This is a genomic window from Enterococcus sp. S86.2, from assembly GCF_059834485.2.
Map to the genome: position 1 here is coordinate 2063558 of NZ_CM206813.1, position 12701 is coordinate 2076258.

A 12701-nucleotide genomic window follows, 5' to 3' on the forward strand; every position below is an offset into this window, starting at 1 on the left:
CTCCTCCTAACCAATAAATATCTTAATTTTAAAATATAAGCTTTGCTTAGTATAACTGGCTAAAAGTTAGATTGCAAAAGCAATGCAAAAAATTGCTAACCATAACAAAAGGACAATATAAGTAAAATTACCTCAATACCAACTATCAAAAATATATTTTAAAGGTTACGCTCCATATTTAAGTTCTCTTTCTTATTGTCCCACAAACTGCTTTTTTCGCAGGTGTTAAAAAAAGAAGTTAGAAAAGTCAATTTAACTTTTCTAACCTCTTTTATGAATCAATTTTTATTTTGCAGTATTTAATGTTTGGGCAGCAGTGATAATTGATAATTTATAAACATCTTCTTCATTGGCGCCACGAGATAAGTCTGACACAGGTTTATTTAAACCTTGCAAAATTGGTCCAATCGCTTCAAAGTTACCGAAACGTTGCGCAATTTTGTAGCCAATGTTGCCAGATTGTAATTCAGGGAAAACAAAGACTGTAGCTTTACCTGCAACATCTGAATCTGGTGCTTTTAATTGACCAACTGCAGAAACATAAGCCGCATCAAATTGTAATTCACCATCTAAAATGATATCTGGTGCCATTTCTTTTGCGATTTTTGTTGCTTCCACCACTTTATCTACTTCTGGAGCTTTAGCTGAACCTTTTGTTGAAAAGCTTAATAATGCAACTTTTGGATCGATATCAAATAATTCTGCAGTTTCAGCGGATGCTACTGCAATTTCAGCTAATTCTTGTGAAGATGGGTTAACATTGATGGCACAATCTGAGAATAAATATTTTTCTTGGTCGCGACCACGAACCATTAAGAAAGCTCCACTTGTCCGGCTGACACCTGGTTTCGTTTTAATGATTTGCAATGCTGGACGCACAGTATCCCCGGTTGAATGAATCGCACCAGAAACCATACCGTCAGTTACGCCCATGTAAGTTAACATTGTTCCAAAGTAGTTCACATCTTTTAAAATTTCTTCAGCTTGTTCTTTGGTTGCTTTACCTTTACGACGTTCAACAAAGGCTGCTACCATTTTGTCCCAATCAGGATAATCGTCAGGATCTAGGATTTCAAATTGATCAATTGTGATACCACGAGCAGCGGCAGCTTTTGCCACTTCTTCTTTGTTACCAATTAAAACAGGCGTAATTAATTCTTCTGCTTTCAAACGTGCTGCTGCGCCTAAAATACGTGAATCAGTTGCTTCTGGAAAAGCAATTTTAATGCCACGACGTACAATTTTAAATTTTAAACTATCAAATAATTCCACCGGAATTACCTCCTGTATTTTTTGTCCTTCTCATCATACACTATTCACAAAAAAAAGAACAGTTCTTTTTGCTGTTACAGTAAAAAGGCACCGTTCTTTGTTCTTAATTTCACATAGTTGCTCTTTTATTATATAACAGCAACCGCTTTATTATTACACTGTATTATACAGCATTGGGATCTTTTGGCAACTGCCAATTAATCGGTGCTTCGCCAAACTTGACTAAAGCATCATTGGCCTTTGAGAAAGGTCGAGAGCCAAAAAAACCACGATGAGCTGATAAAGGACTTGGATGGGGGGACGCAATAACAACGTGACGTGTTTGATCGATCATTTTAATTTTTTCTTGCGCACCTTTTCCCCACAAAATAAAAACGACTGGTTTTTGCCGCTCGTTTAATTTTTCGATAATTTTATCCGTCAGTTGTTCCCACCCTTTGCCGCGATGGGAATAAGCTTGGCCTGCTCGTACCGTTAAAACTGTGTTTAATAGTAAAACGCCTTGTTTGGCCCAGCTGGTTAAATACCCATGATTTACTGGCGTCACATTTAAATCACTCTGCAATTCTTTATAAATATTTTGCAAAGACGGTGGTATTTTAACCCCTGGCTGCACGGAAAATGATAACCCGTGGGCCTGGTTTTCTCCGTGATATGGATCTTGTCCCAAAATCACCACCTTGACATCTTCATAAGGTGTTAGCTCTAATGCTTCAAAAATATGATACATATTTGGATAAATTTTCTGAGTTTGATATTCTTGTTTCAAAAATTTTCGCAACTGCAGGTAATAAGGTTGCGAAAATTCCGGTGCTAGAATCTCTTGCCAACTATTATGAATAATTGCTTTCATTACTGCCTCCTAAATTCATTGATAAAGCTGCAACAACTTAGAGTAAATACTGCCACTGCCTTTATTATTAGACTTTAAACCACTCAAAGTTATTGTAGCGCAATTGTTAGGGATTGTCTTTGAAACCGCCACATTTCCCTGTAAATCTGTGTTAAACTAAAGACAAGTAATTTATAAGTAAAAAATTCTAACGCAATCTTTGCGTCAGATTTTTTAAAGGATGGTGCCGATTTTTTTATGATTAAATTAATTGCCTCTGACATGGACGGAACTTTATTAAATTCCCGTATGCAGATTTCAGTTGAAAATATTGCGGCGATTAAATATGCCAACGAACACGGAATTGAATTTATGGTGGCAACTGGCCGCAACCGCGAAGAAGCTCTGCCCGCACTAGAACAAGCCGGTATTAAGTGTGCCATGATTAACTTAAATGGTGCGCAAGTTTTTGATGCCAAGGGCAACTCTTTATTTACGGTTCCGATTGCTCTACAAACGGTGGCAGAAACACTAGATCTTTTGCGAGCAGCAGATATTTATTACGAAGTAGCTACAAATGAAGGTCTATATTCTGAAAGCCAAGCGCGGCGGATTGAGAATTTCTCTGAACACATGGCCGAAATGATGCCCCATTTAACTCACAAAATGGCAATTGCTATGACTTCTGCTCAACTAGAATTTTTACCTGTACAATATGTTACAGATATTAAAGACTTATTAGGAAAACCAGATTTTGAAGTTTTAAAAATTATTTGTTTCCATAAAGACGGTCCCGCAGTCTTAGGTCCAGTTGCAAAAAAATTAGATGAAAATGAACAACTCCACGTTACCTCTTCTGGTCAAAATAATATTGAAATTAATCATCGCGATGCGCAAAAAGGGATTGCCGTGGCCCATGTTGCAAAAGAGCGGAATATCCCTTTAGACCAAGTGATGACAATTGGCGATAATATGAACGACCTAAGTATGATTCAAATGGCTGGCGTGAGTTTTGCTATGGGAAATGCTAAGATCGAATTAAAAGAAGCTGCCAAATACTTAACCGAAACCAATATCGATTCTGGGGTTGGCAAAGCCATTATGCGAGCAATCGACGAGGATTTGGCGTAAACTTAATTTGATACGATAAATTTTTAGCTACTTTTTGAAGGAGGCGCTAGAATGTCTGAATTTTTCATTCAAGACAAACAGTTGAGTTCCATCACCCGAACCATTGTCAAAGACGAAAAAGGAAAATCTTTGTTTTTATTAGTGGGTCGTTGGGGAACAAAAGGTGATGCCCTCTCTCTTTATAAAATGAATGGTGAACTTGTGGCCAGCATCAAACAAATTAGTTTTACCTTTGGTACCCGTTTTGAAATTTATAAAAATTTTGAAAAAGTGGGGACCTTACAAAAGATTTTTCGTTGGCCGGGGGATTTTTATTACATTCAACAACTCCATTGGACAGTACAAGGTAATATTTATCAACATCAATATAGCATTCGTCATTTTAATCATCTGATAATGCGAATGGATAAAGCCACGTTGTTTTCTGGTGATTATTATGTCCTTGATGTGAGAAACGATGAAGATGCGCCTGTTTGCATTTGTATTGCGGCCATTATGGATTACTGGCTGTATAATCGGAGTAAAACCCAAAAGTTTGATTATCGCCTAACACCAAATTGTTAAAAAAGGAATGTACAACAGCTACGCTGTTAGACATTCCTTTTTTAACTCTTTTCATTTTCTTTGTGATACTTATCTTTTGAAAAATTAGGACAGTTGTCTATTTTTGAAGTAAAAGATACAACACCTTAGCATTTAATCAACATCTGCTAGTTGCTTTACCACCTGACAAGGAGAACCATAGGCCAAAACATTAGCCGGAATATCTTTTGTTACAAGGCTACCTGCTCCGATGACACTGTTTTGGCCAATAGTCACACCCGGTAAAACAATTGTGCCGGCTCCAAGCCAAACATTTTTTTTAATAATAACGGGTAAATTAAACTGCGCTTTTTGTAAACGGAGTTCCGGTCTTAAAGGATGCGTTCCCGTACACAATGTAACATTTGGCCCAATCATTACATCATCTTGAATTTCAATTTTTGTATCATCCACTAAAGATAAGCCAAAATTAGCATAGACATTTTCACCAATAGAGGTATTTTTTCCCCAATTTGCAGCTAATGGTGGTTCAATATATGATCCTTTACCAAAATTGGCCAGCAGTTGGTGTAAAATAGCTGTCCTCTCTTGTTGCTTACTAGGTAAAGTATGGTTAAATTGAAATAACAAATCACGATATAAAGCCTGCTCTTTTTGTAATTCTGGTGTTTCAAAATAAATCTCACCTGTCTGCATTTTCCTGCTTAAAATGGAATCCATCACGATTTTCCACCTCCACTTAACGCCTTACGCAAGAAAGGCTTTTTCTTATATAAAAAGATTCCCGCCAAAATTGCCAACAATAAAATGCTTAGTAATTGAAATGGAGCAAATAAATTTTTTGTTCCCGAAATAAACTGTAATGCACTCAAACCAAAGGGTGCAATAAAATTGCCTAAGTTACAACCAATTAAAATAATTGATGTCGCTGCTGTCATTTTTGTAGGTGTAGCATATAGATTTAAGGAATTGTAGATAAACGGAAAAATTAGACTACCGGGAATTCCGCTGATAAAGTAGCCCATTAAGAGTAAGGTAAAATTATTTTCAGAAATTGCAATTAAAAATGTTGCACATGCTAACAGGGCTAGCCCAAGATACAAACATTTTTCACCTAGTAGGTGATTAAAAAAGCCAAATAATGAACCGGTTACAATTCCAATTAGCGGCATTACAGCTAAGAAGGCTGAGGCGTTGTAGTTTGCACCTTTGAGATTGGTTACCATCGTAGGAAATCTTACGCCAATTGCCACAAAGGTCATGACCAAAAATAAAGCAAACAAAGCTAACAAATATACTGAAAATTTTAATTCTCCCTGCTGTTCGTGGGATTCTTTTTTTACTTGTTGGATTTCTGGTACAAAAATCGTAAACAAAATTAGAATAGGAAAAGCCAATAAGTACACAGTAAAAGCAAAGCGCCATCCAAAAGCCATCATGAAACCAGCAAGTAAAGTTAACCCGGCATTTCCGATATTTTCTGCTGCACCTCGGTACCCTAACAAAGCTGCCCGCTCTTGCGGTTCATTTTGGAATAATAAGTTAATGATAGAAACCGCCAATGAATTAAACAAGCCAAATCCCGCTCCCAAAATAAAGCGGCTAATCAAAAGTAAAGCATAACTGTCAAGTACTAACGGCGCGACGCCTCCCCCTAGTCCAACTAAGAGTAAACCTAGTTGGACTGTTTTTTTTGTACCGATTTTTTCGGCTATGAGATTGGAAAGGATTACAAAAATTACCACCGCTAGTGCGGGCAATGTTGCTACTAATTCAACTTGCGTCGTCGTCATCCCAAGTGCTTTTTGCATTTGGGGCAGAGCACCATTTATTGACATTGCACTTGTTAATAACAGCGAAATTGCTAAAATCGATAAACGGGTCATAAGGCTATTTTTATTAATCATCTATTTTCCCCCTAAACTTTCTTCAAGTGAATAAACGTGGTTTGAAAATCACCGTAAAAATCCGGTACATTCACACCCAAATTCATCAATTCATCACCAAAATAGCGTTGTTTGGTGATCTGTTCTTCATAACATGCGTTTTTGTCTAACCCTGTTAAAAAGACCTCGTGAAATACCGGTTGGGCATTAGCTAAAGTTCTCGCCATTAAAACCACGGCTTCTGCTTGATCACAAGAGACAAACATCCAAGCGGTTAAATTTCCTTCAAAGGGACTGTTCAAGCGATAAAATTCGCCAAATTGAATCAGAGGACGAATTTTTTGATAATAGTCTACTTGTTCTTTTACAATGAGTTTTTCTTCTTCTGATAGTTCGGTTAAGTCCAGTTCATAACCAAAAACGCCACTCATAGCTACAGCGCCGCGGGTCTTTAGAGAAGTAATTCGTCCTGTCTGATGATTTGGAACAGCTGAAACATGCGCGGTCATAGAAGAAATCGGATAAGCCAAACTAGTACCATATTGAATTTTCAAACGCTCCACTGCATCTGTATTATCCGTTGGCCATGATTGGGGCATGTAATACAAGAAACCAGCGTCAAAACGGCCCCCACCACCTGAACAGCCTTCCCATAAAATTTTAGGATAGCGAGTAATTAGATTTTCAATTAATTCATAAACACCTAAGATATGCCGATGTGACGCTTCACCTTGTCTTCTTTCAGAAAGAGCAAGGGAATAAACATCAGATAAACTGCGGTTCATATCCCATTTAATATAATCAATTTCTACTTCATCTAAAATTGCACAAATCTGTTGTTCAATGTTTTGTCGAACCTCTTTTCTTCCCATGTCTAATAAATGCTGATCACGTGAAGACGAAGGTGTTCGATTGGGCTCTTGCATTAAATAATCCGGATGTTTTTGATAAAGCTTCGAGTCAAGTGAAATCATTTCTGGTTCAAACCACAAGCCAAACTGCAGACCTTTTTTATGAACATAATCTGCAATTCCTTTTAGTCCCTCTTTCAACTTTCCTTCATATTCAAACCAGTCTCCTAGTGAGGAATTATCAGAATCTCGATGACCAAACCAACCATCATCTAAAACAAACATTTCAATTCCTAGTGCTGCTGCCTCGTCAACAATTTCCTCGATTTTTTTACTATCAAAATCAAAATAAGTCGCTTCCCAATTGTTAACCAAAATTGGGCGTTCTTTGTACTGATGCTCTCCTCTAGCAACTCGTTCTCTTAGCAGATGATGGAGCGTACTACTCATTTTATTTAACCCTTGATCTGAATAGGCTAAAATTACTTCTGGAGTTTGAAAGGATTCGTTGGCCGCTAATAACCAAGAAAAATTATAATCATTAATTCCTACTAATACCCGCAACTGTTCAATCTGGTCTTTTTCGAGTTGAAAGGCATGATTCCCCGAATAAACAAAATGCATACCAATAGCTGGCCCGCTAAATTCTGTTGTATTGTGATTGACCAAAGCAATAAAGCTGTTCATATGATGGCTAGACGCACCCCGACGGCTTTCAAAACTTTGGATCCCCCCATGAATTTTTTCACGACTAATTTGTCGCTCTTTTAGATGCGCCCCTGGTAAAGAAATGACTTCATCGTAGTGAGCGTCGTTGCGCAAATCCAATTGCAAAGAAGCAATTTTTTCTAATGTAATACTTTCATCTGTTTGGTTGACTATGGAAACAGAACGCGTAATAATTGGTCGCTCGTGATAAATCGTATAAGTCAAATTTAAATATATTTCTTGCAGACGATCTTTTAACACCACGATTAAAGTCGTTGCTTCCTTTTCAGCCATAACGTAAGCCTGTGGTAAGCCTTCTAACTTTGGTTTACCCGTTTTTATTTGATAATCAAAATAGCGAAAATCATGTAAGTTTGATCCATTTTCTCTGCGAATAATGGTAGCTGGTAAGCGATAATCCATGCTCCCGTGAGTTGAGTACTCTTGCGGTAAGGTATCTTTTGAGTAAGCCCTTTCAAGATTGCCCGGTACATTTCCTGAAAAACCGCGATCTCGTCTAGGATAGGTCTTGTGTCCGCTGTAATGTTTCATCGCTTTACCAAAATATAGATGATTTAAGACCCCGTCCTCTTCGATTTTAATAATGTAAGAGATTTCATTATTGTGTAGATGAAAAGTTTGTGTTGTCTCACTAAATGTAATAAAGTTCTGTTCCATAATTTTCTCTCCTTTTGTCTTGTTGTTTACCTTATAATATTTACTAAACATAGTTGTCAAGAGAAAAATAAAAAAGGAAAAACTTTTTATGTTTTTCCTTTATCCTTCATTTGGAATAAAACTTTCTCGAACGACCAGTTTTGAGGGGAACGTCATAATGACTGGCTCTTGACGCTGCCCTTCTATTCGCTCTTTAGCTAAACGTACTGCTGCTTTGGCAATTTCATTTGCGCTAATATGTACCGTTGTTAAACTTGGCGTTAAAAATTCGGCAATTTCAATATCATCAAAACTGGCAATTTCAACATCTTTACCTACGATTAATCCAGCTGACTGTAAAGCACGATACACTCCGACTGCCAACGGGTCACTTCCAACCAAAATAGCTGTTGGTAACTTTTCTTCTTCTGCCAACCACTCATCCATCATGCGTTTACCTTCCAGCGGTTCCCACAGTCCTATTTTGCTTTGCGGCGTTAATTTTTTGGCTGTTACAAAGGATTGATACGCCCGTAACCTTTTTTCATTTTCATCGTATTTTTTTTCACCTTCTTCATCAATCGCAATATTAAAACCGCCAATATAGCCGATACGACGATGTCCTTTTTCATAAAAGAGTTGCAAGACGCGCTTTGTCATTCGCTCAAAATCAGCATACACCATGTCTACCTCCTGATTGATATCGGGGTTATCAATCACAACGATGTTTCTATTTTGTTTTAGCAAACGGCGAACAGACTGTTCAGAAACAGTTCCCACCACAATGATCGCACCTAATTTATCAAAATCCTGCCACGCTTTGGGATTATCCTCCAAATTATAAACGCGGTTCATTCCAATGTGTAAACGCCGAGCCTCTTGCTCTAACCCCATTCTTAAGGCATTAAAATAAGGATCATCCAATTCTTTTTGGCGACTAGTCGATGTAATTACGCCAATTGAAGGCAATCTTTTTTTCACATATTTTCTTTTATCCATATTATAATCAAGTTCTTTAATGGCTATATAAATACGTTCTTTTGTCGCTGCTGCTACTGATAATGTTGGATCACTGTTCAATACTCTTGACACTGTGCCAGGACTTACCCCTGCTCGTCGTGCCACATCCCGAATTCCTACCATAGCTTCTACTCCTTATAATTGTTTACTAAACAATACCCAACATTTAATTATTCGTCAATCAAAAAAAAGACCGCTGATTTATTTTCAGCGGTCTTTTTTTACGCAATTGGTTTTTGCATATGTTCATACTGGTGACCAGCGATCATTGTTTTTGCTACTGTTTTAAAGCCATTTCGTTCATATAATCGTTTTGCACCCGGATTTTTCACGTCCACGCTTAAACCAATGACATCTTCGCCATCGCGTTTTGCAATTTGTGGGAGTGCTGCTAATAGTTTACCACCAATCCCTTGTCCCCGAAATTCAGGTGCTACAGAAATAGAGTCTAAATACCATTCTGGATCAATAGTTTCTGGATCGGTAAAAAGGCGTGTATCTTTTGGGATCCCAAATTTTTCCAGCAAAGTGATTAACGGTTCATCAATCATTTTTTCCTCACTGGCAGGATAGCCATATGCTACTCCGGCAACTTTGCCATCAACTTCTTTTACCAAGGCCCGTTTATAGCCATAACGGTAATCAGGAATGGCCACACTTTCTTCTAAGAGTGCTAATGTTTTTTTTGCTCCATATTTTTGTACAAAGGGCAACTCCATATCCTCTAAAATTACTAAGACTAAAGGTGCTATCGCAGCAGCATCAGACTTTTTTGCATAACGTATCATGTTATCAACCTCCACTAACAAGCTTAACACGGCTAAAATATTTTACCAAGGGAGCTTTTACAAATTTATCAAAAAAGCATGTTATACTTCAAGTTAAAGCAGTATTTATAAAGGAGAGATTTCCATGAACATTTATTACATGTCAATTTCTGGCAACACCCGTGCTTTTGTGACCAATTTAAAAAAATATGCCGCGCAACAACATGAAATAGACACTAAAAATCCGACAATTACGCTACAAGCAGTCGACGATAATACATTACCAGAAGTGATTACTGAACCTTTCTTTGTCTTTGTTCCTACTTATTTAGAAGGAGGAAATGGTGTTGATAATGGTGATCAAGAAATTTTAACAGAAGCCTTACGAGAATACATTGCCTATGAAGAGAATGCCAAAAATTGTCTTGGCATTGTCGGCAGTGGGAATAAAAACTTTAACCGCCAGTATTGCCTGACAGCCAAACAGTACGCAACACAATTTGACTGTCCATTTCTAGCTGATTATGAATTGCGAGGCACACCAAAAGATGTAGCTCGAATTTACGAAGTTTTATTAACAGCTACAAATTGATCTTTTTACACCGAGAAGAAAAGGATAAAACTGTCTTTTCTGATTTATAAAAGAAGTATCATTTTTTTACAGGAAAAAAATTGATTTGACTACTTTGGCATTATCTGACTTTTTACCTGCCCAACTTCACGGATCGACCTTTTGGCAAAAATCGAAAGTTACAAAAATGCAAAAGCTATTTTAGCAAGTTTTAAGCCGTTGGCACGGACTGAAGGATTACTTCAGCTTTTCTTAACGGCTTAAATGGTCGGCTAGATAAAAAAAGCCACGTGTTTACTATTTTCGCTTGGCTAAAAAGTTCCACTCCAAGTACGCCTCCTTGGTCCTATTTTTAGTCCCTAAACAATATAAAAAGTCGTAAAGTTTACAAAAATTTGAATGAATTTTTGTAGGCTTCCGACTTTTTGTTTTAAATTTTTTGTTTCTGATGCTTAAAATATAAAATCCGTGCCTGTTTTGCTAAAAAATTTAAATAATGGGCTAAAACATACAAGACCATTATCACTGCGATTGCGGTCTCTATTTTTGCCAAATATTCAATAACGATAACGCGATAACCCATTGCTGTTAAAAAACTCCCTGCACTGCGGCTGGCAAAGGCTGAGATCGCCAGCGGAAATGTAAATGCTGCGTAGCTAGGATAAAATGGCAACCGAATCATTTTTATGACGTGGAAAATGATGAACCAATACAAAATCTGTGATAAAATCAATAGACCAACGACTAGAGCTATATTCGGTTTGAAAAAAGCTTTTAAATAGCCGGTTAGTTCCAAAGAACCCGGTGCCGCAATAATGGTAATCAGGGGAAGTGTTGCCTCGGCCATATTTTTAAATAAAAAGACGCGATGAATAATAAAAGGCAGTAATACCAAATAAAAGAATAGTCCCACCCAGAAATTCAACTGCCCGATTTCTGGAAAGAAGTTACTGCTGGTAACGGAAATGACACCAATACCTACGTAAACAATAAACCAGCTTGGATACAGATGATCTATTTTAACGCTTGGTTTAATTAGAAAATGATAGGTAAAGTAAGTCATCAAATAATAATGAATTAAAATTGCCAAAAGCCATAGATATTTTACATAAGGTGCAATTGCTTGAATTTGCAGTAAATAGGTACATAATACCATTGTTCCCATCGTGAATGTTGGGGATACAGACGCAATGATGGGATCTTGTAAACTGGCATGGGCATGGCGAAAAGTTAAAACTAGCTTTAGTAAGATTGCAACAAATAAAATTCCGGCAATAAGACCTAAACTATTGCCAAAAAAGTTTAAGCCATACGTTTTTAACACGTTACCGCAAGTCGCTAAACCCAAGATTAATCCGCAAATGGGAATAGGAATGATTTTTAGAAAGTCTCGCACTTTTGTTCCTCCTAATTGTAATAAAAAGATTGTTTACTTTCTCACTAGTGAGTTCGTTATTAGTATAGTGATATTTTGACTAAAAGAAAAATAAATAGTATAAATACTTATTATTAGTTTTTTTAATTAAAACGGAGGTCCTCTGATGTTACATCTGTTACACACCTTTGTTTCTGTCTATGAGACGAGAAATTTTACCCATACTGCCGAAGATCTGTTTTTGTCACAACCAACTATCTCAGCACAAATAAAAAAATTAGAAGAACATTTACAAGTGGAATTATTCATTCGCAACGGCAAACAAGAAATCATCCCCACCAAAGAAGCTATTTTCTTATATCCCCGTGCGTTACAAATTATTGAAGAGTGGGATGACACGAGTCAACGTCTTAAAAATCAAGAAAATTTCCGCCTCCAATGCATTATCGGCTGTTCCCATACTTGTGCTGTTTATTTTGTCCCGAAATTAATCCCGTATCTCGTCAAACAATTTCCAAATGTTGATTTTTCTATTAAATTGATGAATTCAGAAGAAGTCGGCCAGCAAATGGCTCAAAATAAAGTCAGTATTGGTTTTATTGAAAAACCAGAACGCAATGAGGCCATCAATCAAACAGCTATTTATGAAGATGAATTAGTTTTGGCTGGAAAAGAAGACTCTCCTTATTGGCTTTTACGGGAAAATGAATCGGGTTTACGTTTTTATAATGAAATTTATTTGCGGGAAAATAATTTATTGCCGCAAATTTTATATGTGGATAATAATGAAGCCATCCTGGCCTTATTGCGTGAAGGATTTGGCCGTTCAATTATTTCAAAACTGGCTATTTCCCATGATATTGCCTACGAAGCAATTCACGAACATCATTTACGCCATTTTTATTTATTGACCCATAAAGCGGTTTTTAAAGACGTTTTACGCGAGATTAGCGCCTACATTGAAATTCTCGTACCTCATTTATTGGAAAATAAAGTTTTTTAAATCTAAGATAAAAAGCTGGCCGAATCTTTATTTACTAAAAAGATTTCAGTCAGCTTTTTTATTTGCTTTATAAAAAAATAAGTAT

Annotated in this window: 12 protein-coding genes; 4 read left to right on the plus strand and 8 right to left on the minus strand. The window is 36.9% G+C overall.

All coding sequences use genetic code 11. From position 1 onward, the window contains the following. Window positions 1–285 precede the first annotated feature (285 nt). Together pta and AC6R0T_RS09785 are read right to left on the minus strand one after the other, a co-directional pair. The gene (pta, locus tag AC6R0T_RS09780) at window positions 286–1272 is read right to left on the minus strand and encodes a phosphate acetyltransferase (RefSeq protein WP_206902496.1); all 987 of its coding nucleotides are present in this window, start codon (window positions 1270–1272) and stop codon (window positions 286–288) included. Window positions 1273–1435: 163 nt separating this feature from the next. Next, entirely contained in the window at window positions 1436–2125 is a 690-nt protein-coding gene (locus AC6R0T_RS09785) for a uracil-DNA glycosylase (protein ID WP_230709342.1), read from the minus strand. Between the two features lie 237 nt (window positions 2126–2362). Between AC6R0T_RS09785 and AC6R0T_RS09790 the strand changes: the two genes are divergently transcribed. Next, window positions 2363–3235 carry a Cof-type HAD-IIB family hydrolase gene (locus AC6R0T_RS09790; protein WP_303754596.1) on the plus strand — a complete coding sequence of 291 codons (873 nt, stop codon included), beginning with the start codon at window positions 2363–2365 and terminating at the stop codon, window positions 3233–3235. Between the two features lie 51 nt (window positions 3236–3286). Next, window positions 3287–3799: an LURP-one-related/scramblase family protein gene (locus AC6R0T_RS09795; protein ID WP_206902493.1), complete on the plus strand. Its 513-nt coding sequence runs from the start codon at window positions 3287–3289 to the stop codon at window positions 3797–3799. Between the two features lie 132 nt (window positions 3800–3931). On the opposite strand, the gene AC6R0T_RS09800 is transcribed toward AC6R0T_RS09795, so the two are convergent. The 5 genes from AC6R0T_RS09800 to AC6R0T_RS09820 all read right to left on the minus strand — a co-directional run bounded on the left by AC6R0T_RS09800 (window position 3932) and on the right by AC6R0T_RS09820 (window position 9688). Then, complete coding sequence (locus AC6R0T_RS09800; protein ID WP_303754759.1) at window positions 3932–4498, minus strand: sugar O-acetyltransferase; 567 nt, start codon at window positions 4496–4498, stop codon at window positions 3932–3934. Beyond that, window positions 4498–5685, minus strand: a complete 1188-nt coding sequence (locus AC6R0T_RS09805) for an MFS transporter (protein ID WP_206902491.1) — start codon at window positions 5683–5685, stop codon at window positions 4498–4500. The genes AC6R0T_RS09800 and AC6R0T_RS09805 overlap by 1 nt, the downstream gene beginning before the upstream one ends. An 11-nt stretch (window positions 5686–5696) precedes the next feature. After that, window positions 5697–7901, minus strand: coding sequence for an alpha-galactosidase (locus AC6R0T_RS09810; protein ID WP_303754595.1), 2205 nt, complete (start codon window positions 7899–7901; stop codon window positions 5697–5699). Window positions 7902–8000: 99 nt separating this feature from the next. Then, window positions 8001–9023 carry a LacI family DNA-binding transcriptional regulator gene (locus AC6R0T_RS09815; protein ID WP_303754594.1) on the minus strand — a complete coding sequence of 341 codons (1023 nt, stop codon included), beginning with the start codon at window positions 9021–9023 and terminating at the stop codon, window positions 8001–8003. A 98-nt stretch (window positions 9024–9121) separates the two neighbouring features. Continuing rightward, window positions 9122–9688 carry a GNAT family N-acetyltransferase gene (locus AC6R0T_RS09820; RefSeq protein WP_206902488.1) on the minus strand — a complete coding sequence of 189 codons (567 nt, stop codon included), beginning with the start codon at window positions 9686–9688 and terminating at the stop codon, window positions 9122–9124. A gap of 124 nt (window positions 9689–9812) precedes the next feature. On the opposite strand from AC6R0T_RS09820, the gene nrdI reads away from it, so the two are divergent. After that, window positions 9813–10259 carry a class Ib ribonucleoside-diphosphate reductase assembly flavoprotein NrdI gene (gene nrdI, locus AC6R0T_RS09825; RefSeq protein ID WP_303754593.1) on the plus strand — a complete coding sequence of 149 codons (447 nt, stop codon included), beginning with the start codon at window positions 9813–9815 and terminating at the stop codon, window positions 10257–10259. Window positions 10260–10668: 409 nt separating this feature from the next. Here nrdI and AC6R0T_RS09830 read toward each other — a convergent pair whose 3' ends face one another. Then, complete coding sequence (locus AC6R0T_RS09830; RefSeq protein ID WP_303754592.1) at window positions 10669–11634, minus strand: TDT family transporter; 966 nt, start codon at window positions 11632–11634, stop codon at window positions 10669–10671. Window positions 11635–11779: 145 nt separating this feature from the next. Between AC6R0T_RS09830 and AC6R0T_RS09835 the strand changes: the two genes are divergently transcribed. Beyond that, entirely contained in the window at window positions 11780–12616 is an 837-nt protein-coding gene (locus AC6R0T_RS09835; RefSeq protein WP_303754591.1) for a LysR substrate-binding domain-containing protein, read from the plus strand. The last annotated feature ends 85 nt before the right edge of the window (window positions 12617–12701 follow it).

Coding starts and splice junctions, on each gene's coding strand:
- AC6R0T_RS09785 (WP_230709342.1), bottom strand. CDS start 2,125: ATGAAAGCAATTATTCATAATAGTTGGCAAGAGATTCTAGCACCGGAA.
- AC6R0T_RS09790 (WP_303754596.1), top strand. CDS start 2,363: ATGATTAAATTAATTGCCTCTGACATGGACGGAACTTTATTAAATTCC.
- AC6R0T_RS09795 (WP_206902493.1), top strand. CDS start 3,287: ATGTCTGAATTTTTCATTCAAGACAAACAGTTGAGTTCCATCACCCGA.
- AC6R0T_RS09800 (WP_303754759.1), bottom strand. CDS start 4,498: ATGGATTCCATTTTAAGCAGGAAAATGCAGACAGGTGAGATTTATTTT.
- AC6R0T_RS09805 (WP_206902491.1), bottom strand. CDS start 5,685: ATGATTAATAAAAATAGCCTTATGACCCGTTTATCGATTTTAGCAATT.
- AC6R0T_RS09810 (WP_303754595.1), bottom strand. CDS start 7,901: ATGGAACAGAACTTTATTACATTTAGTGAGACAACACAAACTTTTCAT.
- AC6R0T_RS09815 (WP_303754594.1), bottom strand. CDS start 9,023: ATGGTAGGAATTCGGGATGTGGCACGACGAGCAGGGGTAAGTCCTGGC.
- AC6R0T_RS09820 (WP_206902488.1), bottom strand. CDS start 9,688: ATGATACGTTATGCAAAAAAGTCTGATGCTGCTGCGATAGCACCTTTA.
- nrdI (WP_303754593.1), top strand. CDS start 9,813: ATGAACATTTATTACATGTCAATTTCTGGCAACACCCGTGCTTTTGTG.
- AC6R0T_RS09835 (WP_303754591.1), top strand. CDS start 11,780: ATGTTACATCTGTTACACACCTTTGTTTCTGTCTATGAGACGAGAAAT.